Origin of the sequence: Nonomuraea sp. NPDC059194 (assembly GCF_042754765.1) — a bacterium.
Classification (GTDB): domain Bacteria; phylum Actinomycetota; class Actinomycetes; order Streptosporangiales; family Streptosporangiaceae; genus Nonomuraea.
The window spans coordinates 39,178-64,924 of the sequence record NZ_JBHZBH010000044.1; the positions used below are offsets into that span (position 1 = coordinate 39,178).

At 70.8% G+C, this 25,747-nt stretch carries 16 protein-coding genes and 1 pseudogene; 11 read left to right on the forward strand and 6 right to left on the reverse strand.

What is annotated here, in order from left to right:
• Nucleotides 1-71: 71 nt before the first annotated feature.
• Nucleotides 72-734 carry a GntR family transcriptional regulator gene (locus ACFXJ8_RS36700; protein ID WP_379648985.1) on the forward strand — a complete coding sequence of 221 codons (663 nt, stop codon included), beginning with the start codon at nucleotides 72-74 and terminating at the stop codon, nucleotides 732-734.
• Nucleotides 735-1,265: 531 nt separating this feature from the next.
• On the opposite strand, the gene uvrB is transcribed toward ACFXJ8_RS36700, so the two are convergent.
• Entirely contained in the window at nucleotides 1,266-3,374 is a 2,109-nt protein-coding gene (uvrB, locus tag ACFXJ8_RS36705) for an excinuclease ABC subunit UvrB (protein WP_379648987.1), read from the reverse strand.
• A 200-nt stretch (nucleotides 3,375-3,574) separates the two neighbouring features.
• On the opposite strand from uvrB, the gene ACFXJ8_RS36710 reads away from it, so the two are divergent.
• The 5 genes and pseudogenes from ACFXJ8_RS36710 (at nucleotide 3,575) to ACFXJ8_RS36730 (ending at nucleotide 10,262) form a co-directional block, all read left to right on the forward strand.
• Nucleotides 3,575-4,372 (forward strand): SigE family RNA polymerase sigma factor, encoded by a 798-nt coding sequence (locus tag ACFXJ8_RS36710; RefSeq protein ID WP_379648989.1) that lies wholly within the window; start codon nucleotides 3,575-3,577, stop codon nucleotides 4,370-4,372.
• The gene (locus tag ACFXJ8_RS36715; RefSeq protein ID WP_379648991.1) at nucleotides 4,369-5,619 is read left to right on the forward strand and encodes a hypothetical protein; all 1,251 of its coding nucleotides are present in this window, start codon (nucleotides 4,369-4,371) and stop codon (nucleotides 5,617-5,619) included. The genes ACFXJ8_RS36710 and ACFXJ8_RS36715 overlap by 4 nt, the downstream gene beginning before the upstream one ends.
• A gap of 422 nt (nucleotides 5,620-6,041) precedes the next feature.
• Nucleotides 6,042-7,586, forward strand: a pseudogene (locus tag ACFXJ8_RS36720) (SPFH domain-containing protein); the annotation flags it as partial.
• A gap of 650 nt (nucleotides 7,587-8,236) precedes the next feature.
• Nucleotides 8,237-9,466, forward strand: a complete 1,230-nt coding sequence (locus ACFXJ8_RS36725) for an SPFH domain-containing protein (protein ID WP_379648993.1) — start codon at nucleotides 8,237-8,239, stop codon at nucleotides 9,464-9,466.
• Between the two features lie 22 nt (nucleotides 9,467-9,488).
• On the forward strand, nucleotides 9,489-10,262 hold the full coding sequence (locus tag ACFXJ8_RS36730; RefSeq protein ID WP_379648995.1) for a sporulation protein: 774 nt from the start codon (nucleotides 9,489-9,491) through the stop codon (nucleotides 10,260-10,262).
• A 55-nt stretch (nucleotides 10,263-10,317) separates the two neighbouring features.
• Here ACFXJ8_RS36730 and ACFXJ8_RS36735 read toward each other — a convergent pair whose 3' ends face one another.
• A complete protein-coding gene (locus ACFXJ8_RS36735) occupies nucleotides 10,318-11,184 on the reverse strand; it encodes a PIG-L family deacetylase (RefSeq protein WP_379648996.1) in 867 nt (288 codons plus the stop codon).
• Between the two features lie 175 nt (nucleotides 11,185-11,359).
• Between ACFXJ8_RS36735 and ACFXJ8_RS36740 the strand changes: the two genes are divergently transcribed.
• Genes ACFXJ8_RS36740 through ACFXJ8_RS36750 form a run of 3 tightly spaced genes read left to right on the forward strand, consistent with a single transcriptional unit; the run spans nucleotide 11,360 to nucleotide 13,819 of the window.
• Nucleotides 11,360-12,391: a hypothetical protein gene (locus ACFXJ8_RS36740; protein ID WP_379648998.1), complete on the forward strand. Its 1,032-nt coding sequence runs from the start codon at nucleotides 11,360-11,362 to the stop codon at nucleotides 12,389-12,391.
• Nucleotides 12,388-13,008, forward strand: coding sequence for a hypothetical protein (locus ACFXJ8_RS36745; protein ID WP_379648999.1), 621 nt, complete (start codon nucleotides 12,388-12,390; stop codon nucleotides 13,006-13,008). The genes ACFXJ8_RS36740 and ACFXJ8_RS36745 overlap by 4 nt, the downstream gene beginning before the upstream one ends.
• A 10-nt stretch (nucleotides 13,009-13,018) precedes the next feature.
• A complete protein-coding gene (locus tag ACFXJ8_RS36750) occupies nucleotides 13,019-13,819 on the forward strand; it encodes an inositol monophosphatase family protein (protein WP_379649001.1) in 801 nt (266 codons plus the stop codon).
• Between the two features lie 87 nt (nucleotides 13,820-13,906).
• Here the strand turns inward: ACFXJ8_RS36750 and ACFXJ8_RS36755 are convergent, their stop codons facing one another.
• Nucleotides 13,907-15,055 carry an SLC13 family permease gene (locus tag ACFXJ8_RS36755; protein WP_379649003.1) on the reverse strand — a complete coding sequence of 383 codons (1,149 nt, stop codon included), beginning with the start codon at nucleotides 15,053-15,055 and terminating at the stop codon, nucleotides 13,907-13,909.
• A 95-nt stretch (nucleotides 15,056-15,150) separates the two neighbouring features.
• Between ACFXJ8_RS36755 and ACFXJ8_RS36760 the strand changes: the two genes are divergently transcribed.
• Entirely contained in the window at nucleotides 15,151-20,748 is a 5,598-nt protein-coding gene (locus ACFXJ8_RS36760) for a TIR domain-containing protein (RefSeq protein ID WP_379649005.1), read from the forward strand.
• 1 nt (nucleotide 20,749) lies between these two features.
• Here ACFXJ8_RS36760 and coaE read toward each other — a convergent pair whose 3' ends face one another.
• Both coaE and ACFXJ8_RS36770 read right to left on the reverse strand, forming a co-directional pair.
• Entirely contained in the window at nucleotides 20,750-21,337 is a 588-nt protein-coding gene (coaE, locus tag ACFXJ8_RS36765; RefSeq protein ID WP_379649007.1) for a dephospho-CoA kinase, read from the reverse strand.
• A 9-nt stretch (nucleotides 21,338-21,346) separates the two neighbouring features.
• Nucleotides 21,347-21,802 (reverse strand): GNAT family N-acetyltransferase, encoded by a 456-nt coding sequence (locus ACFXJ8_RS36770; RefSeq protein ID WP_379649009.1) that lies wholly within the window; start codon nucleotides 21,800-21,802, stop codon nucleotides 21,347-21,349.
• Between the two features lie 141 nt (nucleotides 21,803-21,943).
• Between ACFXJ8_RS36770 and ACFXJ8_RS36775 the strand changes: the two genes are divergently transcribed.
• Nucleotides 21,944-23,128, forward strand: coding sequence for an acyltransferase family protein (locus ACFXJ8_RS36775; protein ID WP_379649011.1), 1,185 nt, complete (start codon nucleotides 21,944-21,946; stop codon nucleotides 23,126-23,128).
• A gap of 834 nt (nucleotides 23,129-23,962) precedes the next feature.
• On the opposite strand, the gene rpsA is transcribed toward ACFXJ8_RS36775, so the two are convergent.
• Nucleotides 23,963-25,447, reverse strand: a complete 1,485-nt coding sequence (rpsA, locus tag ACFXJ8_RS36780; RefSeq protein WP_379649013.1) for a 30S ribosomal protein S1 — start codon at nucleotides 25,445-25,447, stop codon at nucleotides 23,963-23,965.
• Nucleotides 25,448-25,747 lie beyond the last annotated feature (300 nt).

Genomic DNA, 25,747 nt, shown 5'->3' on the forward strand with positions numbered 1-25,747 from the left:
TTCATAGTGTAGTATTTTGCATCACGTCAAGGGCTGAGCCGCTGAGCGACTCTGGGGACCGAAGGAGCGACATGCCGATCGACCGGCGACCGCTACGCGAGCAGATCAGGGAAGAGCTGCTGAGCAGGCTCGATCGGGGCGACTTCGCCGCCGGGACGGACATCAACGAGGTCGCGCTGGCGACCGAGCTCGGCGTCAGCCGCACTCCCCTGCGCGAGGCGTTGATCACCCTGGCGGGCGAGGGCGTGCTGGAGAGCAACCAGGGCCGCGGGTTCCGGTTCGCCCCGGTCAGCAGGAAGGAGTTCAGGGAGCTCTGCGAGATCGTCGCCGCGCTGGAGTCGCTGGCGCTCGACCTGTCCGACCCCGCCTACCTGCGTGAGATCGCGCCCGAGCTCCTCAGACTGGCCCGCGACTTCCCCGACCGGATCGCCGAGCAGCAGATCATAGAGCGGCACGACGACGAGTGGCACGACCTGCTGCTGAGCGGATGCCGTAACGAGCGCCTGCTCGACCTCATCACCAGCGTCAAGGCGGGGATGCGCCGCTACGCGCACCTGCTCGCGGGTGACGAGACGCCGCTGGAACGGGAGGCGGCGGAGCATCGCCGCGTGGCCGAGCTCCTCATGGCCGGAGAACTGGCCCAGGCGTCGGAGGCGCTGCGCGGGAACTGGGTCAACGGGATGGAACGGATGATGTCGCACATCCCAGCCCCTGAGGGCGCTGCAAGCACGTGACTGCTGAGCGGGCCCTCGCCGGGCTGAGCACAGGCGGGGGCCCGCAACCCGAACCCACATGGGCCCGACCGTGGCCGAGCTCCACGCGGGAGATTCCGGACCGGGTCATCAGGCTGCAGTTGCCGGTAGAGGCGGATGATCTGCTCGAAGTCGCCAAGCCGGGCCTCCCGGAACATGCGTGGAGCATAGCCAACGCGCCGAGTCCGCCTTCTGCCGGTGTCGACGCCGCGGAAGGGCCCCGGCCAGGGATGTCCCGGCGGCTGCGGTCGTCATCGAGTGATGCGCCCGGCGGACAGGAGCGGACTCCTGATAGTCCTCACCGCCGCCTCCATCCAGGACCATCCTGGCCAAGCTACTCACCGAGGCACGGTGCCTAACCCATGACAGACGCCAGCGCGATCACCCATGAGCAACCCCTGGGGTACGCGAGGGTTCTCCCTCGCCTGGGGTCTGGGGCAACGCCCCAGTGTCCCAGCCCGAGCCGAAGGCGAGGCCCACGCCCTCGGCCCAAGAAAACGCCTTTCGGGCGGGTTACTTGATGCCGGCCTCGCGCATGTCGCGGAGTTCGCGCTTCAGCTCCTTGATCTCGTCGCGCAGTCGGGCCGCCACCTCGAACTGCAGGTCGGCCGCCGACTGGTGCATTTGTTCGGTGAGCGACTCGATGAGCGTCTCCATCTGCGCCCGCGGCATCTCCCCCGCGATCGCCTTGGCGTGCTGTCCTGCTGCCTTGGCCGCGAAGCCCGGCACCGGGGCCTTGCCGCGGGACTGCTGCCTGCCGCTGCCCATCAGCTGCTCGGTGTCGGCGTCCTCACGCTGCAGCGAGTCGAGGATGTCGGCGATCTTCTTGCGCAGCGGCTGCGGGTCGATGCCGTTGGCCTCGTTGTAGGCGATCTGCTTGGCCCGGCGTCGCGAGGTCTCCTCGATCGCCCGCTCCATCGACGGGGTGATCTTGTCGGCGTACATGTGGACCTGGCCCGACACGTTTCGCGCCGCGCGGCCGATCGTCTGGATCAGCGAGGTCTCCGAGCGCAGGAAGCCCTCCTTGTCGGCGTCGAGGATGGCCACCAGCGACACCTCGGGCAGGTCGAGGCCCTCACGCAGCAGGTTGATGCCGACGAGCACGTCGAACTCGCCCATCCGCAGCTCGCGCAGCAGCTCGATGCGGCGCAGCGTGTCGACCTCGCTGTGGAGGTAGCGGACCCTGATGCCGAGCTCGAGGAGGTAGTCGGTGAGGTCTTCGGACATCTTCTTGGTCAGCGTGGTGACCAGGACCCGCTCGTCCTTGTCGGCGCGCTCGCGGATCTCGTGGACCAGGTCGTCGATCTGGCCCTTGGTCGGCTTGACGACCACCTCGGGGTCGACGAGACCGGTGGGGCGGATGACCTGCTCGACGACCTCGCCCTTGACCCTGCCCAGCTCGTAGGCGCCGGGCGTGGCCGACAGGTAGACGGTCTGGCCGATCCGCTCCAGGAACTCCTCCCACTTCAGCGGCCGGTTGTCGAGCGCGGACGGCAGGCGGAAGCCGTGGTCGACGAGGGTGCGCTTGCGGGAGGCGTCGCCTTCGTACATCGCGCCGATCTGCGGCACCGTCTGGTGGGACTCGTCGAGAACGAGCAGGAAGTCTTCGGGGAAGTAGTCGAGCAGCGTGTTGGGCGCGCTGCCGGCCTCGCGGCCGTCCATGTGGCGCGAGTAGTTCTCGATGCCGGCGCAGGTGCCGACCTGGCGCATCATCTCGAGGTCGTAGGTGGTGCGCATCCGCAGCCGCTGCGCCTCCAGCAGCTTGCCCTGCCGTTCGAGCTCGGCCAGCCGTTCGGTCAGCTCGGCCTCGATGCCGTCGACCGCCTTGGCCATGCGCTCCTCGCCCGCCACGTAGTGGGAGGCGGGGAAGATGTAGAGCTCCTCGTCTTCGGTGATGACGTCGCCGGTGAGCGGGTGCATCGTGGACAGCTTCTCGATCTCGTCACCGAACATCTCGATGCGGACGGCCAGCTCTTCGTACTTGGGGATGATCTCGATCGTGTCGCCGCGCACCCTGAACGTGCCGCGGGTGAAGGCCAGGTCGTTGCGGGCGTACTGCATGTCGACCAGGCGGCGCAGCAGCTGGTCGCGGTCGACCTCCATGCCGACGCGCAGCCTGGTCATGCGGTCGACGTATTCCTGGGGCGTGCCGAGGCCGTAGATGCACGAGACGGAGGCGACCACGATCGTGTCACGCCTGGTCAGCAACGAGTTGGTCGCCGAGTGGCGCAACCGCTCGACCTCGTCGTTGATCGAGGAGTCTTTCTCGATATAGGTGTCGCTCTGCGGCACGTAGGCCTCAGGCTGGTAGTAGTCGTAGTAGGACACGAAGTATTCGACCGCGTTGTTGGGCAGCATCTCGCGCAGCTCGTTGGCGAACTGCGCGGCCAGCGTCTTGTTGGGCTGCATGACGAGCGCGGGTCGCTGCAGTCGCTCGATCAGCCAGGCGACCGAGGCCGTCTTGCCCGTGCCGGTGGCGCCGAGCAGGACGTTGTCCTTCTCCCCCGCCAGCACCCTGCGCTCCAGCTCGGCGATCGCCGTCGGCTGGTCGCCGGAGGGGGTCATCTCGGTGACGACCTCGAAGGGCGCCACCCTGCGCTGCAAATCTGTTACCGGCCGCATGTCATTCACTGTAGGCGGTGGCACTGACATTTCTTACGGCAAGCCCACCCACCCCACCGCGGTCACCGGCTGACGTCCGTCCAAGCACGCCACTCCAGCCGGACTCCGGTCCCCGCCGTCACATCGGGGTCGTTTCTTCCCGCATCCCCGTGCAACGTCAGCCCCTCCTGCACCGTCTATATCGGGATGGAAGGGACCACATGACCGACGATCTGCTGTTCGAAACGTTCGTCGCCAACAGGGCCGACGCGCTGACACGGTACGCGTATGCGCTGACCGGCAACCCGCACGACGCGGCGGACCTGGTGCAGGAGGCGCTGGTGCGGCTGCGCGGCTCGTGGTCGCGGGTGCGCAGCAAGCACGACCCCGAGAGCTACGTGCGGGTGTCGATGACCCGCCTGCACATCAACGTCTGGCGCAGGCGGCGGCGCGAGTACCTCGCGTGGGATCCGCCCGACACGCAGACGGCCGACGTCCCTTCCGCGTGGGCGGACATCGACTCCGAGGTGTGGCGGGAACTTTCTCGCCTGCCCCGCCGTCAACGCGCGGTGATCGTGCTGCGCTACTACGAGGACCGTTCGGACGAGGAGATCGCCTCGATGATGGGCGTCTCCCAGGGCACGGTCCGCAGCCAGGCCTCCCGTGCCCTCGACAAACTCAGATCGAGCCTCACCGGCCTCGCCGAAGATGTCCAGGGAAGCGACTCAGGGACCGGGCTCCTGGAGGGCGTCAGGGAGAGCACCCGAGGAACCGGGCTCGCGCGACGAACCCACCATGCCGGCCCAGCAACCCGGCTCGCGGGAAGCGCTCGAGGAAGCGATGCCCCAGGAACCGGGCCCACGTATGGAACTCGGGAAGCCGACCCGGCAACCCGGCTCGCGGGAGGCGTCCAGGAGAACGACCCGGGAACCGGCCCCGCATCAGGAGGCCCCGCGCCGGGGCGCGAAGGGGCGCCGCGGCGTCCGATCCACGCAATCGTCAAGGAGGGCGCGCGATGAGCGAGCTGGAAACCCTGCTGTCCGACTCCCTGTCCCGTGCGGCGGGCCGCGCGCCCGCCGCTCCCCACGATCTTCTCCAGCGGGTGGCCGCCGCCCGCCGCCGCCGTCGCAGGGGCACGGCGGCGGCGGGCGCGGCGGCCGTGGCCCTGGTCACGATGGCCGGGTTCCTCGTGACGACGTCGATCTCCGACGGCGCGCCGCGGGAGGCTGCCGCGTCCTCCACAGGGCTCGGCCAGGCGCGGCCGTTGAAGAAGGTGTGGCCTGGCGCGGTGCACACGATCCCGCTCACGCTCCCGAACGGCAGGCCGTACCACACCGAGAGGTTCCTCGACCCTGACACGCTGCTGGTCCGCACCCTGAAGGGCGGCCACGCCGACCGCTCCGACGGGCTGTGGGCCTACAACGTGAAGACCCGCGCGGCGAGCAGGCTGGTCGCCGTCAAGACGCCGAAGGGCACGGTGGGGAGCTGGTCGTTCACCGCCATGGGCGAGGGCCAGCTGGTGTGGTGGACGCTGCGCAGGGACGGCGACCGCCGGGTGGTGGACATCTGGGCGGCACCGGTGAAGGGCGGCGCGCAGCGCGAGGTCACCTCCTTCCACGGCGCGCCGGGAAGGGCGGAGATCGACGCGTTCGAGGTCGCGGACGGGAAGGTCGTCTGGTCCCTGGGCCGCGACGGAGGCGTGTACGAGGCGCGGCTGGCGGGCGGGGCATCCAAGAAGATCGCCGGGACGGAGGGGCTGCACCTGATGCGCTGGCCGTGGGCGGCGGCGTTCCAGTTCCCGCGCAAGAAGCACTTCGATCGGCCGCCGTACGGCGAGTTGGTGAACGTCCTCACCGGCGAGCGGCGCGCGGCTCCCGCGACGCAGTCACAGCAGGCGCAGTCGGAGCAGGCACAGTCACAGCAGGCGCAGTCGCAGCAGCCGTGGGACTGCGGGATCACCTGGTGCGTGTCCGGCGACAAGGCTCGCACGCGCGACGGTTCCCGTGAACGCGATCTGCCCGGGTACCCGTTCGGCAACCTGCCCGCGATGGACCGCTTCCTTGTGGTCACCAAGATGGACGGCGCCAGGTTCAAGGGCATGGTGCTCTACGACCTGGAGACGGGGAAGTCAGGCGACCTCGGCATCAAGCGGAACCGCGACGGCTCCTTCAGCTCCCCGACGCTCGACCACCGCGCTCCCGCGATGTTCGCCTACGAGCTCGGCGACAAGATGGTGGTCGTCGATCTGGCCGTCGCGGCCCACTGAGCGTCGTGGGCCACGAGCGTCGCGGCCCGTGAGCGTCGCGGCCCGTGAGCGTCGCGGCCCGTGAGCGTCGCGGCCCGTGAGCGTCGCAGGGCGGTGAGCGTCGCGGGCCCCTGAGCGTCGCGAGGCGGTGACCGTCGCGAGGCGGTGAGCGTCGCGGGGCGGTGACCGTCGCGAGGCGGTGACCGTCGCGGGGCGGTGACCGTCGCGAGGCGGTGAGCCGAAACTTCGCGCAGGGCGTTTACATGGGGGCACCTGCTCGGATATCTCCTAGGGAAGGTCCTCACCGTCCCAGCGTGCCGACTCCTCGGGCCTCGCCCGGGGGACCTCTCCACCGTTGCGGGATGTTGACATCCTTTTGCAAGCGATCATCAAGAGATGCCCGATACGGTACGGATTCCCCCAGGTTCGACGAGAGAGGTGCGATGTCTCGACCAAGAGAGGCCCTGATCCAAGCGGGTCAGGGCATAGCTCAGGCCGTGGTCCAAGGCGGGAACGTACGGCAGGCCATGGGCCAGGCAGTCGAACAGGCCGTGGGTCAGGTCGGTCAGTTGGCGGGGCAGACACCCGGCTTCCAGCTCAACCCGCACGACTTCCTCGCCGCCCGCGACGGAGGGGCCTCCGTCGGCACGGTCATCGAGGCGCGTTCGGCGTCGCTGAGCGAGGCCGGTGAGATCGTCAGCCGCAGCTTCAGCGAGCGCGGCCAGAACGGCGAGCCGCTGCACGTCATCTCTCCCGTCGTGATCCCCAAGGGCAGCACCGCCAAGGTGGTCATCCCGCTGGTCGTCCTGGTCGCGCTGGGGCTCGTCGGCGCGCTCGGCAACGTGGTCCCCGGCATCGACGTGCTGTTCGGCCCGCACTACTGGATCGTGCTGGTGGTGGCGGCGGCGTTCCTGTGGTGGCGGCGCAGCGTCGTCATGGTGCCGGAGGGCTGCAAGGCGCTGATCACCAAGTTCGGCAAGCTGGTGCACATCGCCGACCCTGGCAGGGTGACGCTGTTCAACCCGTGGAAGCGGGTCAGCTACATCGTCAACACCACGCGCGAGTACCCGTTCAACGCGCCCATCCGCGAGGCGCCGACCCAGCAGGGCGTCAAGGCGAGCGTCGACCTGTTCCTGCAGTTCAGGATCGAGAACCCGGCGGAGTTCATCTTCGTGCTCGGCTCGGTCAGCGGCTTCCAGTCCAAGCTGCAGAACGCCATCAGCGAGGTCACCCGCTCGCTCATCTACGCCCAGCGGGCCGAGGAGATCTACGACCTGGTGGGCGAGAGCACGCTAGGCATGCTCGACAACCTCAACCAGCAGTTCCTGCCTGCCGTACGGCTGACGGACGTGAACATCACCCACGCCGAGCCGTCCAGCCAGGAGTACCGGATGGACCTGGCGGCCCCCGAGATGGTGCGGGTGGCCAAGGAGGCCTACACCTACGAGTACGAGCTGCAGCTGCGCAAGGAGCAGAACGAGGGTGACCTCATCAAGGAGCTGGCCGGGCTGCAGGAGACGCTGAGCGCCATCCAGGCCGAGATCGCCGCCTACCAGGCGCGCATGGACACCGCGCTGGAGCGGGCCTCGCACCAGGCCAAGGCGCAGGCCAGGCAGCGGCTGGTAGAGGCGGAGTCGACGGCCAACGCCAACTCCGCGCTGCTGGAGGCGCAGGCGCTGGACATCAGGGCGCTGTCGGCGGCCGAGGCCCCCGAGATCCTCGACTACCGCTTCCAGCAGGACCTGCTGGACAAGCTGGAGTCGGTCGCGGCGCGGCTGCCGCAGGTGGTCCAGGTGGGCGAGGAGACCGACATCGACTTCCTCGCGCTGGCCCAGCAGCTGGTCGGCGGCAAGGGCGCGGCGCTGTTCTCGCCCGAGGACATGGCGGCCATCAGGTCCAGGCTGGCCGAGATCGGGCAGCGGGTGGAGGGGCGCGAGGACGAGATCGCGGCGCTGCTCAAGCGGGCCGCCGACGACGTGGCCGGGGCGTCCGATCCCGATCCCGTCGCCATCCCCGACCCGGTCATCCCCACGATCCCGGCCGCATCGGCCACCCCCGCGATCCCCGGAGCGCCCGTCACCACCAGCCCAAGCGAGGCAAGCCGCCCGAGCGGCACGAGCAACCCGAGCGGTCCAGGCGGTCCGAGCGGCCAGAGCGGCGCGGGCCGCCACGCCTCGCCGCCGCAGAGCGCCCACGACTGGGCGAACGTCGACGTCGAAACGACGATCGAGCGCCCGATGCGGCTGCCCAACCCCGCGACCCCCTCGACCCCCGACGCGCTGCCGTCCTACCACCGCCCGGTCCAGCCGCCCGCGCCGGGCTCGGCCGTACCCGGCTCGCCGTCCCAAGGCGGCACCACTCCGGCACCCCCGCGCGAAGGCACCACCCCAGCGTCGCCCCCGCGCGAAGGCACCGCATCGGGAACGCCCGCACAGGGCGCCACACCGGGAGCGCCCGCACAGGGTGGCCCCGCACAGGGAACGCCCGCACAGGGCAGCGCGGGGCAGGCGGCCGAGTGGCCCGCCGTACCAGGCGCCTCAAGTGGAGGCTGGCCGGCCCCGCCTCCCGAGCCGCGCCCGCTCGGCACCCCCGTCTGGCCCGCTCAGCAGCCCCAGGGCACCGAGGAGGATGACGCTCGATGAGCCGCGAGTTCTCGAAGATCAAGGAGTCGCTGGCCGCCTGGTCCGACATCCGCCAGCTCCTGCGCGGCGGTGAGCAGGGCCAGCTCGTGCCCGTCGTCATCCCCAAGGACCGGCGCGGCTTCGCGTGGGTCACGCTGGTGCTGCTCGCCCTGTACTTCGCCGGGATGGCCGTCTTCGCGGGCGAGCTGCTGGCGGCGCTGGCCGCCGTCGCCGTCCTGCTGGTCGCCCTGGTCTGGATGTGGCGGCGCGCCATCATCGAGATCGAGGAGGGCACCACCGGCGTGCGCAGCAGGTGGGGCGCCATCACCGGGGTCCTGCCTCCCGGCCGCCACTACCTGTGGCTGCCGTGGGACAGGGTGGACGCGGTCGTCGACACCTCCACCGAGATCCCCTACTCGGCGCCCATCTCCGCCTGCCCGACGGCCGAGAACGTGCCGCTGAAGTCGATCGAGTTCTTCCTGAAGTTCCGCATCGTCGACCCTGTGGCGTTCGTCCGCACGATCGGCGCGGGCAACTTCGACCTGGTGCTGTCCAGCGCCGTGCAGGACGCGATCAGGCAGCGCAGCCGCAGGGTCAACACCGAGCGCGCCTACGACCTGCGCGGTTCCGACGTCGGCGACATGCAGGAGGCGCTCAACAGGCAGCTCGGCAGGTACGGCGTGCGCGTCACCGGCGCCAACATCCCCGACGTGCAGCTGCCCGACCAGTACCAGCAGCACCTGGCCACCAGGGAGAAGGTCGCCAAGGAGCTGTCGGCCTACGAGCGCGAGTGGGAGCTGACCCGCAAGCGCCGTATCGACACCCTGCTGATGGAGATCGAGCGGTCGAAGAAGACTCGCGACGCCCGCGTCGTCGAGGTCAAGGCCGCCCACAACACCGCCCGCAAGGACGTCGCCCGCATGCTGGAGGAGCAGGAGACCGAGGCGCAGCGGGTACGCTGGGAGATCGAGGCGCGGGGCAGGGCCGAGCTCACCGCCGCCGAGAACGAGGCGAAGGCGCTGCGCAGGCTCGCCGCCTCCTACCGCGACAACCGCGCCGTCCTGCAGTACGAGCTGGCTCGCCGCCGTCTCGACGTGGGCGCCAAGCTGGCCGAGAGCGCCCCGCAGCCGCTGGTCGTCCGTACGGCGAGCGGTCAGGGCGACTCGGCGCTGTCCACGTTGCTCCTGGCCCAGCTGCTGCCCAGGTTCGCTGGGAACGGCCCGGCCAACCCACCCGTTGCGCAGTAAAAAACCTCAAGGAGAAGCCCCAATGGTGTTCCGTAAGCTGATGGCCGCCTTCGGCGCGGGCGTCGAGGTCGACACGGTCCTGCACAACGCCACGGTCAGGCCGGGCGAGGCCCTGCGCGGCGTGGTCAACTTCAAGAGCGGCAGCTCCGACTACAAGGTCGACGGGATCACCATCGACCTCACCGCGGTGGTCGAGGTCGAGAGCGGCGACAACGAGTACAAGACGACCTACAGCTTCCTGCGCCAGCAGGTGGCGGGCGCCTTCCAGCTGGCCGGGGGCGCCTCCCACTCTCAGCCGTTCGAGATCCCGGTGCCGTGGGAGACGCCGATCAGCGCGATCGGCAACCACCCGCTGCACGGGATGCGCCTGGGCGTGCAGACCGAGCTGGCGCTGGCGGGCGCGATGGACAAGGGCGACCTCGACCCGCTGTACGTCACGCCGCTGCCGGTGCAGGAGCAGGTGCTGGCCGCGCTCGACCGGATGGGCTTCCGCTTCAAGAAGGCCGACCTGGAGCGGGGCACGCTGTACGGCTCGACGATGCCGTTCTTCCAGGAGATCGAGTACTACGCGGGCGGCCAGTGGCGCAGCCACTTCAACGAGCTGGAGCTGACGTTCCTCGCGGGCCCGTCCCAGATGGACGTCATCCTGGAGGCCGACAAGCGCGGCGGCTTCCTCACCTCCAGCCACGACTCCTACAACCGCTTCACCGTCCGCTACGGCGACCACCCCGGCGCGGCCGAGCAGGCGCTGCAGTCGGGCCTGGAGCAGATGGCCCGCCGCCGCGGCTGGTTCTAAACAGCGAGGGCGCGAGGGGCCGCCCCGGCCCCTCGCGCCGCTCAGGTCGGGTCGATCATCCCGTCCGGTACATCCTGGCGATCCATCCGCGATACTTCGCCCCGCCGCGCGCCCGGTAGTCGTGGCGGCGGTAGACGTGGAAGACCGCCTGCTTCACCCACGCGGCACCCGCCGGCAGGTTCGGCGGCAGCGAGGTGATCGGGTACCCGCGGTAGGACCGCACGCGCACCCCCAGCCCTGCCGCCGCGGCCTTGGCGAACCGGGCGGAGGCGGTGTGGTCGGGGTGGTCGGGATGGACGGCTGGCGTTCCCGAGGGGTCGAGCGTTCTCAGCTCGGTCGGCCTGAATCTGGCCAGCAGCGCGGCGAGCATGCCGATCACGTCCGCCTTCGACAGGCACGGGCCTGGCGAGACGAACGCCCGCACGCAGCCCGTCGCCCCGGACAGCAGCCGCGACAGCGCGTGGCCGCCGCCGTCGGCGCGCGGGTCGCCCCCGTCCGGGAGCCCCACGAAGACCAGGCGCACCCTCGGCCTGCCGACCAGCCGCTCGATCCTGACCGGCACCCGGCCCACCAGCACCGTACGGCCCCGCCACCGGTCGGGCACGCCCGCCAGCCACGCGTAGGCGGCGCGGATGCCCTCCTGCCGCTGTCTGGCGTAGGCGTGCGGGTCCTGTCCGTCGTCGAGGCCCGCCGTCCCCTCTCCCGCGGTGAGGAAGACCGTCATCGTGGGCCGCCCCGCGATCACGCCGCCGAACAGGTCAGGGCTCATGAACAGCAGGTCGTCGTCGGGGTGGGCGACCACCTGGACCAGCCGCTCGCCCGGCGGCGGCAGGCCGAGCAGGTGCCTGATCGGCCGGACGGCGAAGGGCGCCACCGGGATGAGGACGAGCGCGACGGCGACGACCAGGCTGAGCGCGCGCATGCCGTACCTGAAGAACAATCCCCACCCCCGTGCGTCGACCGTAGTGACGGGCGTGGTGACGCGTCATCGGCCGGAAGTCGGGTCTGTCTCATCCCTTGGTATTACTATGCGCTGGTGATCGCGTGACGCTCTCGTTACCATGGCGTGGGGATCGCGAGGAGGTGCGGGGCACACCATGAGGCGGCTCGTCACAGGGATGAAGCGGGTCGCGCCATGGGCGGCGCAGAACGCCGACGGCGCCATCGCGCTGACGCTGGCGATCGTGGTGGGCGTGCTCGGCATCATGCCGCCGACGGTGATCCGCGACGACGTCCAGAACGACATCATCAGCGCCGCGACGCTGGTCATCCTCGCCCTCGTCGCCACCGCGCTGCTCAGGGACCGCGTACGGCAGGCGCCGGTCGAGCGCACGATCACCTCCGGCGCCCTGACCCAGCTGCCCGCCCGCCTGGAGCGTCTCGACCACCTGGAGTCGCTGGTCGCCGGCACCCGCAGGGCGCTGGACGAGCTGCAACTGGTCAGGGTGCTCGGCAGCAGGCAGGAGATCGGCGAGGCGCTGGCCGATGCCCGCAAGGACACCACCAGATGGAGCTTCAAGGGCGGCACCGGCACCTACCTGCGCGCGGTCACCCTGCCGGAGTGCGTGGCGGCCTCCCGCAAGGTCAGGCGGCACCTGACGATCACGGTCGAGATCGTCGATCCCACGAACGAGGACGTCTGCGAGGCCTACGCGCACTACCGGCGCTCGCTGTCGGATCTGCCCGACGGCACGGGCGAGCGCTGGTCGACCGACAGGGCCAGGAAGGAGTCCTACGCGACGATCCTGGCCGCCTTCTGGCACCGCCAGCGCTACGGGCTGCTCGACATCAGCGTCGGCCTGTCCCACACGATGACGACCTTCCGCTGGGACCTGTCGGCCACGCGGCTGGTCATGACCGTCGAAGACCCGAACAGGGCGATGAGCGCCCTGGCCGGCACCTTCTACTACGAGAACTGCGACTCTGAGCTGCGGCTCAGCCTGGAGCAGGCGCGGCGGGTGCCCATCGAGCGCTACAAGGCGGTGCCGCTCAGCGACGAACCCACGGTCGAGGAGGTCGAGGAGCTGTTCAGGCGGATCGAGCTACCGTTGCCGAAGGCCTACACCGAGCATGACGTCGTGGACGTCACCAGGAAGGCGCTGCGGGCCAAGGACCCCTACGGGTCATGAACCACCGGGCGGTGCGCGAGGAGATCCTGCGCGGCGGGGGCAGGCGGTGGGCGCTGCGCGCGCTGGCCGACCTGGGCGGGCTGCGGGCCGTACGGCATCCGCTGGGTTTCGTGTGCCTGCCGCTCGACCGCGACGGCGGTGAGGGCGTGTGCCTGCACCTGTGGTCGAAGGCGTTCCCGCACGCCGGCGCGACCACCTCGCAGATCCACTGCCACAGCTGGGACCTGGTCAGCCACGTCCTGTACGGGCAGGTGCGCAACGTGCACGTGGTCGTCGAGGACGCGGGCGCCGACGCCACGCACCGGGTGTTCGAGGTGGTCAGCGACCCGGGCGGCGACCGCATCGAGCCGACGGGGCGCACGGTGCGCCACCGCACGGGGCTTGAGGAGGTGTTCGGCGAGGGCGACACCTACACGCTGCCCGCCGACAGCTTCCACTCCAGCGTCGTCCCCGAGGACGGGGAGGCGGCCACGATCGCTCTGGGCAGCGGCCGTCCCGGCAGTCGCGACCTGTCGCTCGGCCCGCTCGGCACGCCCGCCCACCACATCGTCCGCGAGCGTCTCGACGCCGCGGAGACCGCGCGAGCGGCGAGACTGATAGCCGAGCACCTCATCTAGGGAGGACCCCTTGGACCTCGAGCACGCTCGGCAGGTGGCGGTGCAGGCCGCCGAGGCCGCAGGGAGACTGCTGCGCGAGGGCGAGCGGGGCGCGCTGGGCGTGCGGCCGAAGGGGGAGAACGGCGACGTCGTCACCGACCTCGACCTGGCCTCGGAGAAGCTGCTGCTCGAACGGATCCTCACTGCCTTCCCCGCCCATGCGGTGATCGCCGAGGAGTCCGGGCTCGTGGGCGCGTCCGGCGCGGAGTGGACATGGCTGATCGACCCGCTCGACGGCACCAACAACGTGGCCATCGGCCTGCCCGCCTACGTCGTCGGCCTGGCGCTGTGCCATCACGGGCGGCCCGTGGTGGGCGTGGTGCACGAGCCCGTCCCCGCCCGCACGTGGTCGGCCGTCCGGGGGCGCGGGGCGTGCGGTCCTTCGGGGGTACGGCTGGCGCCGCCGTACCGGCCGTGGCGGCACGGGCCCGTGGTGGCCTGGACGCAGGGGCACGAGGTCTCGCGCGCCGCGGCGCATCCGCTGAAGATGCGCCTGGACCTGGGCGCGCGGCGGGTGCTGCAGCTGTGGGCGCCGCTGCTGTCGTGGGCGATGCTGGCCAGGGGCGACATCGACGGTTTCGTCGGCTACTGCGCCGAGGCGGTGGACCTGCCCGCGGGGGCGCTGCTGGCCCACGAGGCCGGCATCGAGATCAGAGCGCTGGACGGCGGCCCGTTCCCCTGGGGCGTCGACGGGCCGCCGGAGGACCGCAGCTTCGTGGCCGGCCACCCGCAGGCGATCCCGGCCCTGCTGGAGCTGGTCGGCGCAACCTGAGGCTGCCACCGGTCGGCAGGACGGCCGGGCCCGCCGGGCCCGCCAGGTCGGCTCGATCGGCCTGCTCAGCCCGAGGTCAGGCCAAGGTCAGCCCGAGGTCAGCGCGAGAGCGGCCACCGAGGCCGCGATCCCCGCGACCGCCAGACCCGCGCCGGTGAGCACGAAGCGGCCCATCGGCACCTTCACCCCGTGCCTGGCGCACGACTCGAACCACAGCAGCGTGGCCAGCGACGCCCACGGCGTGACGACGGGGCCCACGTTGACGCCGACGAGCAGCGCGAGCGGGTCGGCGACGACGCTCTCCAGCGCCTTGTAGGCGGGCAGGTTGTTGATCGCGTTGGCCAGCCCAGCCCCGACGAAGGCGGTGCGGTAGGGATCCTGGGCCTCGCCCAGCAGCCACGACATGACCGCCGACAGCCCGTGGGCGCTCAGCGTCGGCACCACGAGGAACAGCCCGGTGACGAAGATCAGCAGCTGCCACGGGATCAGGCTCCAGGAGAGCTTGTCCCTGTCTCGCGCGAGGAAGGCGACCACCACGACGGCCGCGGCCACCGGCGCCGCGACCGAGACCGGTACCTCGACCAGCAGCGCGCCGATGAACAGCGTGCAGGCCGTGGACGCCGACCAGAACAGCACCCTGTCGGCGGCGGGCTCCATCCTGGGAGGGGTGTAGCGGGCCCGCCCCCGCCAGTAGAACACCCACAGGAACACCATCGTCACCGCGATCGCGGCGAGTTGCGCCCCCCACATGTGCGCGGCGAACTCCCTGGTGGACATGTTGATCTTCGCCATGCCCAGCAGGTTGGTCAGGTTGGAGACCGGCAGCAGCAGGCTGGCGGTGTTGGCCAGCCAGATCGTCGTCATCGCCAGCGGGAGCGCGGCCAGCCCCGCCCGCGGGGCCAGGGCGAGCATGACGGGCGTCAGCAGCACCGCGGTGGTGTCGAGGTTGAGGAAGATCGTCACCAGTGAGGCGAAGAGCACGCAGAGCAGGAAGAGCGCGGCGTTGCTGCCGCGCGCCACCAGCGCCATCCTGGCCGCGATGACGTCGAAGACCTGGGCCTCCTTGGTCAGCTCCGCCAGCACGATGACGCCCACCAGGAAAATCATCAGCGGCCAGACGCCGTCGAGCTCCTCGACCGCCCGTTCGAGGGGAAGGAGCCCGGTCGCGACGAACGCCACCCCGAGGGCGAGCAACCCGATCCTGATCCAGTCGAGGACGCCCAGTCGGCTCAGCACGGCTCGATCTTCGCACATGGCCCGGAGCAGACGAACTGATCGCCGCACGTGCCGTAACCCTCCACAACCCCGGCGCCACCGGGGATACTGGCGCAATGGCGCGCGATGGCAGGCCCACCGACATCTTCGTCAGCTACTCCCCCGCGGACACGGCCTGGGCCACCTGGATCGCGTGGGAGCTCGAAGCGGCCGGATACCGGACGATGATCCAGGCGTGGGACTTCGTGCCCGGCACGAACTTCATCGACTTCATGGACAGAGGCGTCAGCGAGGCGCAGGTGGTCGTGGCCGTGCTGTCGCGCAACTACCTCACCTCCCGCTACGGCCGCATGGAATGGCAGGCCGCGCTGCGGGCCGCGCCCGACAACCCCTCCAGCAGGCTGATCACCGTCCGCCTCGAGGACGTGCCGCTCGAAGGGCTGCTGTCCACGATCACCTGGGTCGACCTGGTCGGTGTCACCGACCCTGGCACGGCGCGCGGCCTGCTGCTCAACCGCATCGCCGAGGCGGTCGCCGGCCGCGCCAAGCCGCACCTGCCGCCCGCCTTCCCGAACGGCGACGCCGAGCCCGCGCCGCGGGAGGAGCCGCCGCCCGCACGCGCCCGCCTCGGCAGGGCCAGGCGCACCCCGAGGTCGGCTCCCTCCTTCCCGCTGAGCCGGGCCGAGGAGCGCGCCCGCGACACGCTCAGCGTGCTGCACCTGGGCGGCACCAGGTTCGGGCGGGCGCTGCCCGACCCCGGCGAGCCGTTCACGCCTGAAGACCTGCAGGCCCGCATCTGGGCGGACCTGACCAGGATGCGCGACAGGGGTATGCCCGCGCCCGACCTGATGGTGGTCACCGGCGACCTGACCGAGTCGGGCACGCTCACCCAGTTCGGTCACGCCACCCAGTTCCTGACGAGCCTGCGCGTGCTGCTCGGTCTCGAACCGAGCCGTCTGGTCGTGGTCCCCGGTCCGCGCGATGTGACCAAGGCCGCGGCCAAGGCCTACTTCGCCACCTGCGAGGCCGACGACGTACGGCCGCAGCCGCCGTACTGGCCGAAGTGGCGCCACTACGCGGGCCTGTTCGGCGAACTGCACCACGAGGGGCCGGTCTTCGACGGCGGGCAGCCGTGGACCCTGTACGAGGTGCCTGAGCTGCGGCTGGCCGTGGCCGGGCTCAACTCGACGATGGCGATGAGCCACCTGGAGAAGGACGCGTACGGCCTGGTCGGCGAGGCGCAGGCGGCCTGGTTCGCCGAACGGCTGCGCGAGTACGAGGAGCGCTCGTGGCTGCGCCTGGGCGCGATCGGCCACGCCCCGAGCGGGCTGCGCGACATCACCACGATGGAGCGGCTGATCGGGCACCGGCTGAACCTGCTCTTCCACGGGCCAGGGCCCACCGCCGAGGCCACCGTGGGCGCGCCGCGGCGCCACCAGGTGGTCGAGCTCACCCCTACCGGCATCCGCGTCTGGACTCCCGACGGGGAGCCCGAGCGCACGCCGTACCGGTGGAAGGCCGCCCAGGCGACGTTCACCGGCGAGGCGGCGCCCGCGCCCGTCAAGGCCCCCGAGGTCGTCGAGCGCGCGCCGAGCCCCACCGAGCTGCTGCTCGACCGCATCACCGAGGTGTGCGAGGCCAGGCACGAACGGATCAAGATCCGCAGGTTCGACACCTACCTGGTGATGACCTATCCGGAGGACGGTTTCGTCCGCCAGGTGATGATCGCCGCCCATGTCGGCGAGCTGACCGCCGAGCACACCGACTCCCTCGTACGGCAGGCCCACGCCACCACCCTCGGCCTCGAGCTCGTCTACCAGGGCCCGCCCCCGGCCAGGGCGCTTCGCGAGGAGCTGACGCGCAGGGGCATGAGGGTGCGCAGCTTCACCGAGTTCCAGGGCCTGCTCGACCTGTCGGAGTACGTCGCCGAGCAGTCCATGCGGTTGCGCGCCGACCGCCGCTACCCGCCTGGGCTGTACGTCCCCCAGCGCTACCGCGAGCTCGACAGGACCGCGCCCGAGGTCAAGGAGGGGCTCACCGACGAGCTGATGCGGCTGCTGGCCGCCGACCACGGCAGGTTCCTGCTGCTGCTCGGCGACTTCGGCCACGGCAAGACGTTCGCGCTGCGGGAGCTGGCCAGGCGCATCCCGGCCGAGCTGCCGCACCTGACGCCGATCCTCATCGAGCTGCGTGCCCTGGACAAGGCGCACTCGGTCGACGGGCTGGTCGCCGCGCACCTGGCCAACCACGGCGAGGAGCTCATCGACCTCAAGGCCTTCCACTACCTGCTGCGGCAGGGCCGGATCGTGCTGCTGTTCGACGGGTTCGACGAGCTGGTCACCCGCGTCACCTACGACAGGGCCGCCGACCACCTGACCACGCTGCTGGCCGCGGCCGAGGACAAGGCGAAGATCGTCGTGGCCAGCCGTACCCAGCACTTCAAGTCGCACGGGCAGGTGCTGACCACGCTCGGCGAGATGGTCGGGGTGCTGCCGCAGCGGCGGGTCTTCAGCGTGGAGGACTTCACCCACGGGCAGATCCGCTCCTACCTGGCCAACCGCTTCACCGACGGCGACGAGGCGCGGGCCCGCATGTCGCTGCTCGAAGGCATCAAGGACCTGCTCGACCTGGGGCGCAACCCCAGGATGCTGAGCTTCATCGCCGACCTCGACGCCGAGCGGCTGCGCACGGTCGCCACCGCCCGCCACACGATCAGCCCCGCCCTGCTGTACGAGGAGATCCTCAGCTCCTGGCTCGCCTTCGAGGAGCGCCGCACCAGCGTGCCCGGCGCGCCCGCGACGCTCACCACCGAGGAGCTGTGGCGGGCGGTGACGGCGCTGGCGCTGCGGCTGTGGGATACCGGCGAGTCCTTCCTCGGCCTGGCCGAGCTGACCGAGATCGCCGAGACGCTCACCGATCTGGCCGACGGGCAGCTGACCGGCGTCCAGGCCGCCCATGCCGTCGGCACCGGCAGCCTGATGGTCCGCACCGACGAGGGCATGTTCGGCTTCATCCACGCCTCTGTGATGGAGTGGCTGATCGCCAGGCAGATCGCGGCCTCCCTGTCCGATTCGACGCTGTCCGATTCGACGCTGCCCGATTCGACGCTGACGGCCAGGCGGCCGCTGTCGGCGCTGATGGTGGAGTTCCTGTGCGACCTGGCCGACACCAGGGCCGTGCAGAGCTGGGTGGCCGCGGTCCTGTCCGACCCCGCCACCGACGACGTGGTCAGGGCCAACGCCGTCAAGATCCTGGCGAGGCTGCGCACGCCCGCCAAGGCCGACCTGCGCGGCGCCAACCTGCGGGGCGAGGACCTGTCGGGGCGCGACCTGCACGAGGTCGACCTCACCGGCGCGCGGCTCGACGGGGCGACGCTGTCCGGCACCGACCTGTCCAGGGCGGTCCTGCGCGAGGCGAGCCTGCAGGGTGCCCGGCTCGACGGCGCCACGCTGGCCGGGGCCGACCTGCGCGGGGCGGACCTGTCGGGGGCGCGGCTGTACGGCGCCGACCTGAGCGATGCCGCCTTCGACGGCAGCCGCTGGCACCGGGCCGCGCTGATCAACGCCAAGGGGACCCTGCCCGCCCTGCGCGGCGCGGCGATCGTGCCGGGTGACAGCGTCGAGGTGGAGCTGGCGCCCGCGGCGATCGGCGTGCCGTACGGCTATCACTTCCAGACCAGCCGCCTGCCCGAGCCGATCGCCTACAGCCCCTCGGGCGCGTTGCTGGCGGTCGGCAACGAGGACGGCGGCGTGCTGCTGACGGCGGGCGGGCTGCCCGTGCGCACGCTGCAGGGGCACAGTGCTCGCGTCTACGCGGTGACCTTCAGCGACGACCTGCTGGCCACCGGGGCCGCCGACGGCACGGTGGTGCTGTGGGACCCGCTGTCCGGCCGGCGGCTGCACACGCTGCGCGGCCACGCCGACGGGGTGTGGCCGGTGCGCTTCAGCCCGGCGGGCGATCTGGTCGCGGCCGGTGGAGGCGACGGCGTGGTGCGGATCTGGTCCGCCGCGACCGGTGCGCTCCTGCACCGCCTGACCGGGCACACCGCGCCCATCTACACGGCGGTCTTCACGCCCACCGGGCTGGTCACGGGCGACTCGGCGGGCACCGTACGCGTGTGGGACCCCGTCTCCGGCAGGCTCACCCGCACGCTGCTGTCCGGGCAGGGCGCGGTCTACCGCGCCGTCTGCCACGGCGGCCTGCTGGCCACCGGCCACGAGGACGGCCTCGTACGCGTCTGGAAGGACGGCGAGCTCCTGCACACCCTGTCGGGGCACACCAAGCGGGTCTACTGCGTCGCCTTCTCGCCCGGCGGCGACCTGCTGGCCACCGGCGACATCGAGGGCACGGTCCTGCTGTGGGAGCCGCGCTCCGGCGAGTCGCGCGGCCCGCACACCACCCACAGGGCCGCCGTCTACCAGGTGACGTTCTCCCCCTCGGGCTCCCCCTCCGGCGAGCTGCTGGCCACCGGCGACGCCGACGGCACCATCCGCGTGCAGGAGGTCGGCGGACCCGCCAGGACCGAGCTGTCAGGGCACCGCAGCTCGGTGTGGCCCTTCTCCTTCCGTCCCGACGGCGCGCAACTGGCCACCAGCAGCAACGACGGCACCACCCGGCTATGGGATCCGGTCACCGGCCAGTGCACGCGCATCCTGCGCGGCCACGGCCGGCGCATCTCCTCCGTCGCCTTCAGCGCCGACGGCTCGATGCTGGCCACCAGCGGCAACGACGGCGTGGTCAGGATCTGGGAGCCGCGCACCGGCCGCCGCCTGCGGGAGTTCACCGGCGCCGCCGACCGCCTCATCTCCGCCGTCTTCTCCCCCGCCGGGCCCGTGCTGGCCACCGCCAGCAACGACGGCGGCGTCCACTTCTGGAACGCCCTGACCGGCGACCACGAGCGCGAGCTGCACGTCGAGACCGACCACGTGTGGGCCGAGGTGTTCAGCCCCGACGGCCTGCACCTGGCCACCGCCAACGACGACGACAGCGTCCGCATCTGGTACCGGCCGACGGCGCGCCTGGTCAGCGACCTGACCGAGCACAAGGGCCGGGTGCGTTCGATCGCCTTCAGCCCTGACGGCCTCTTCGTGGCCACCGGCTGCGACGACCGGCTCATCCGCGTCTGGCACACCGAGTCGGGCGGCAGGGTGGCGACGCTGGAGGGGCACACCGACCGCGTCTACTCGGTCTCCTTCGACCCGTCCGGACGGTTGCTGGCCAGCGCGAGCAACGACGGCAGGGCGATGATCTGGGAGCTGCGCCCCGGCAAGCCGTGGCAGCCCAGGTTGATGCACACGCTCACCGGGCACGCCGGGCGGCTGTGGAGCGCGGCCTTCTCCCCTGCCGGCGACCTGCTGGCCACCGGCGGCGACGACCTGACCGTGCGGGTGTGGGAGGTGGCCACCGGACGGCTGCTGCACACGCTGCGCGGGCATTCCCGCAGGGTGCTGTCCGTCGCCTTCTCTCCCGACGGGCTGCTGGCCAGCGCGGGCGACGACGGGGTGGTCATCCTCTGGCGCGACGGCGTACGGCAGGCCACGCTCATCGGCCTGCCCGAGGGGTGGGCGGCGCTGGCGCCCGACGGGCGCTACAAGTTCCAGGGCGAGGTCACGGGCCAGTTCTGGCACGTGATCGGGACGGCCAGGTTCGAGCTCGGCGAGCTCGACCCGCACCTGCCGGCCGTCCGGTCGGTCGCCCTGGACGCCGAGTTCTGACCTAGCCTGCGAGTCGCTCCCACACCTCGGCGACCTTGGCGTCGAGGTCGTGGAGCGAGCCCTCGTTCGGGATCACGATGTCGGCGATGGCCAGCCGCTCCTCGCGGGTGGCCTGGGCGGCGATGCGGGCTCTCGCGTCGGCTTCGGCCATGCCCCTGACCGTGGTCAGCCGCTCGAGACGGATCTCGTCGGAGGCGTCGACCACGATCACGACCTCGTACATCGGGGCCAGCTTGTTCTCCGTGAGCAGCGGCACGTCGTAGACCACCACGGCGCCGTCGGGCGCGCTCTGCTGAAGCCGCGCCACCCGCTCGCCCACCAGCGGGTGGACGATCCCGTTGAGCGTGGCGAGCTTGTCGGGGTCGGCGAACACGATCGAGCCGAGCCGTTCCCTGTTGAGCGAACCGTCCTCGCGCAGGATTGCTTCGCCGAACGCGGCCACCACCCTGGCCAGCCCCTCGGTGCCGGGCTCGACCACCTCTCTGGCGATCTTGTCGGCGTCGATGACGACCGCGCCGCGCTCGGCCAGCCGCCTGGAGACCTCGCTCTTACCCGACCCGATCCCGCCGGTCAGACCCACTTTCAGCACACGCAGAGCCTATCGGTCGGAATCTCGCCGCATGTGGACAAGTGTGAGGTGATCGTCCATTCGCTCCCGGTGCGTCTCTTTGTAGCCGAGACGACGGTAGAGGCGAAGATTGTCCTCCGACAGGTGCCCGGTGAACAGGTCGAACGCCCGCGCCTCGGCCACCTGCTCGTGCAGGGCCTCCAGCAGCGCGGTGCCGATGCCGCGGCCCTGCGCGTCGGGGGCGACCATCAGCCGCCCGACCAGGCAGGTGGCTCCGGCCAACTGCCCCCGTACCGCGCCGACGATCCGGTCGCCATCGGTGGCCTTGAGCACGAGGGCCGACGCGATCGCCCTGCGCACCTGGTCGGCCGACTCCACCAGCGGTGGGATGAACGGGTCACCGTACAGCTGGGCCTCGGTGACATAGGCCGCCCGCTGCACCGTCAGGATCTCTCCCGCGTCCTGTGCCACCGCCCGCGCGATCATCCCCACACCTTACCGGTCCCGTTTCTCCTGGGTACTTCGCTGAGGCGCGCGGCTTCGCTGGGGCTTCTCGCGGGTCCGGCGCCGCTTCGATGGGGTTCGTCCGCTGATGATCGGTGATGGCCGGTTCGATAGATTGGCCAGATGCCGTTTGCCCGCACACAAGTCCGGACGAGCGAATCCTCCGCTTTGTCGCGGCTGGCGTGGCTGGACGCGCTGCGCGGCATCGGTTCGGTCGCCGTACTGGCAGAGCACATGCTGCCGTGGATGATCCCGTCGCTGCGGCCGTACTGGTTCAACCTCGGCATGTACGGCGTGCTGGTCTTCTTCCTCGTCAGCGGCTACATCATCCCGACCTCCCTCGAACGCCGCGGCGACGTCGGCGACTTCTGGGTTGGCAGGCTCTTTCGCCTCTACCCCCTCTACCTCACCGTGATCGCGCTGGTCCTGGCCACGTCATGGTGGATCCCCGTCAGGGAAGCCGTCCCCAGGGAACCGTCCTCGGCCGCCGCCCACGCCACGATGCTCCAGGACGTCCTCGGCACCGGCGCCATGGTCGACACCATGTGGACCCTCGCCTACGAGATGGTCTTCTACCTGCTCGTCACCACCCTGTTCGTCGCGGGTGTCCACCGTCGCAGCGGGCCGATCGCGATCGTCTTCGGGGTCGCGGCGGTCGTCAGCGGCCTGTTCATGGGCGCCGCGCCCATCCCGCCGGGGCCGTGGCCCTCATGGCTGGCGTTCGCGATCCTGTCCTGCGGCATCGCCTGCCTGATCACCGGCAGGTTTGTGAGGACCGCCGCCTACGTCATGGGCGCGGGGGCGCTGGCCCTGCTGGTGCTGACCAGCAGGGTGCCGTGGTTCGGGCTGGCCATCCTCGCGGTCATGTTCGCCGGAACGGCCATCCGGCGCTGGGAACGCGGCGACGGCGCCCTCTGGCCGGTCGCCGTCGCCGGCGTGCTGGTCGCGGTCGCTCCCGCGTGGGCGATCCAGGCGGGCTGGTGGTGGGTACGGCCCGGCGTGTGGATCACCACGATCGCGCTGTCGGCCGTCACGTTCGCGGGCGCGATGGCGCTGCGGCGGCGGCGGACGTTCCGCTTCCTGGCGTGGCTCGGGATGATCAGCTACTCGCTCTACCTGCTGCACCATCCGTTGTTGAAGGCCTTCATCACGGTGACGGGAGATCTGCGCTGGGTCCCGCTGCCGGTGCAGGTGTCGTTGGCGGCGCTGTTCGTGGCGCTGGTGCTCGGGGCGAGCTGGCTGACCTACCGCCTCGTCGAGACCCCCATGCAGCGCCTCGGCCGCCGCCTCACCACCCACCACCCCTGACGCGCCCCCCTTGTCCCACCACCCGACCGGCCGCCTCCGCTCCAGACTCCTGACCCATCGCCTCCTGCCCCCGACCGGCGGCCCTGGCCCCACCACCTCGACCGGCGACCTCTGACGGCCGCTTCTGGCTTGCTCCATCTGCCGCGCACTCCTGACCCACCGCCTCCGACCGGCTGCGCCTGACCCCGCCGATTCAGACCCGCCCCTTCGACCGGCCCGCCCCTAGAGCGTCTGACCGCCGCTTCGGGCTCGGGAGTGAGCCGCTGAGCCCCGGTCCCGAGCCACCCGGTGCGAGCGCCTTCCCGGAGGAACTCGTCATGCGGGACGCACGCCGGGAGCCGCCATGCGGGCGTATGTGGGCCTGTGGGAGCCGCCGTGCCAGCCCACCCAACGACTCCGGGCCCAACGACCAACCCCGACCCGGTGTGGCTGACCACCGAATCCCGAGCGACCCACCGACCCGAGCCCGCCACGTGCCAATCACCAACGAACCCAGGCAGACCAACCGACCCACGTCCGTGACATGGCGGGCCAGGAACGACTCCAGGCCCGGCCAACCGCCCCGGCCCCATGACGTGGCCGACCACCAACGAACCCAGGCCCGACCAACCGACCCAGGGCCGTGGCATGGCGGGCCAGCAACGACCGCGGGCGACCAGGCGACCCGAGCCGACGACGTGGCCCACGAGCCCTCGATGGGGCGTGATCCGGGCAGAGGCCGCGCGGCCTGGCGGGCCGTACCGGAGGAAGAAGGCGCTCAGTGAAGACGCGAGAAGGCCCCGCACGGACAAATCCGTGCGGGGCCTTCTCGGCTAGCTCAGCTCGAGAGGAGCGTCAGCTCTGCCCACCCGCGAGCTTCTCGCGAAGGGCCGCGAGGGCCTCGTCCGAAGCGAGCGCGCCGGCGGCCGGAGCCGAGGACGTGCTGCTGCTGGACGGAGCCTGGGTCTCGCCGCTGTAGGTCGAGGGGACCTCGCCCGCCTCGGCCTCAGCCTTGCGGGCCTCCTCGATCTGCTTCTTGTGGGCCTCGAAGCGGGTCTGCGCCTCGGCGTACTGGCGCTCCCACTCCTCACGCTGCCTGTCGAAGCCCTCGAGCCACTCCCCGGTCTCCGGGTCGAAGCCCTCGGGGTAGATGTAGTTGCCCTGGTCGTCGTAGGTGGCGGCCATGCCGTACAGCGTCGGGTCGAACTCGACCTCGGCGCCGACGACGCCCTCGTTGGCCTGCTTCAGCGAGAGGCTGATCCGGCGACGGTCGAGGTCGATGTCGATGATCTTCACGAAGATCTCGTCGCCGACCTGGACGACCTGCTCGGGGATCTCCACGTGGCGCTCGGCCAGCTCGGAGATGTGGACCAGGCCCTCGATGCCCTCCTCGACCCGGACGAACGCGCCGAACGGCACCAGCTTGGTGACGCGGCCCGGCACGACCTGGCCGATCTGGTGGGTGCGGGCGAACTGCTGCCACGGGTCTTCCTGCGTCGCCTTGAGCGAGAGGGAGACGCGCTCGCGCTCCATGTCGACGTCGAGAACCTCGACGGTGACCTCCTGGCCGACCTCGACAACCTCGGAGGGGTGGTCGATGTGCTTCCAGGACAGCTCGGAGACGTGAACCAGACCGTCAACGCCGCCGAGGTCCACGAACGCACCGAAGTTGACGATCGAGGACACGACGCCCTTGCGGACCTGGCCCTTCTGCAGGGTGTTGAGGAAGGTCTGGCGGACCTCGGACTGCGTCTGCTCAAGCCAGGCGCGGCGGGACAGGACCACGTTGTTGCGGTTCTTGTCCAGCTCGATGATCTTGGCCTCGAGCTCGCGGCCGACGTAGGGCTGCAGGTCGCGAACCCGGCGCATCTCGACCAGGGACGCCGGCAGGAAGCCACGCAGGCCGATGTCGAGGATGAGACCACCCTTGACGACCTCGATGACGGTGCCGGTGACGATGCCGTCCTCGTCCTTGATCTTCTCGATCGTGCCCCAGGCGCGCTCGTACTGGGCGCGCTTCTTGGACAGGATCAGGCGACCCTCCTTGTCCTCCTTCTGGAGAACCAGGGCCTCGACGTGCTCGCCGACCTCGACAACATCGGCCGGGTCGACATCGTGCTTGATCGAGAGCTCACGCGAGGGAATGACACCCTCGGTCTTGTAACCGATGTCGAGCAAGACCTCGTCTCGATCGACCTTGACGACGGTGCCCTCGACGATGTCGCCGTCGTTGAAGTACTTGATGGTCTCGTCGATCGCGGCGAGGAAGGCCTCTTCGGAACCGATGTCGTTGACCGCTACCTGCGGGGTGCTCGAGGTGGCCTCGGTGCTGCTCGTCATGTGTGGAATTGCTCCGAACGCGGACAGATGTCGATGTGGCGGATGCGCAGCAGGCTCTCTTCCGCATCAAGCCGAGGATGACGTCATCGACGAGACCGAGCGCGAGCCCGCTCCGTCTGAGGCGCGCGCGAGCCCACAGCGCAGCGATCAGCATATGAGACCTGGCGGGCGGGGTCAATCCGAGGACACGGGAGTGCAAGGCGCGCAAAGCCGCGTGGGGCCGCCTAGATGAATGAGTCCAAGGCATAGCTGCGGAGATAGGGCGAGGGCGCCCATCCTCAGTGTGTGACGACCGAACTG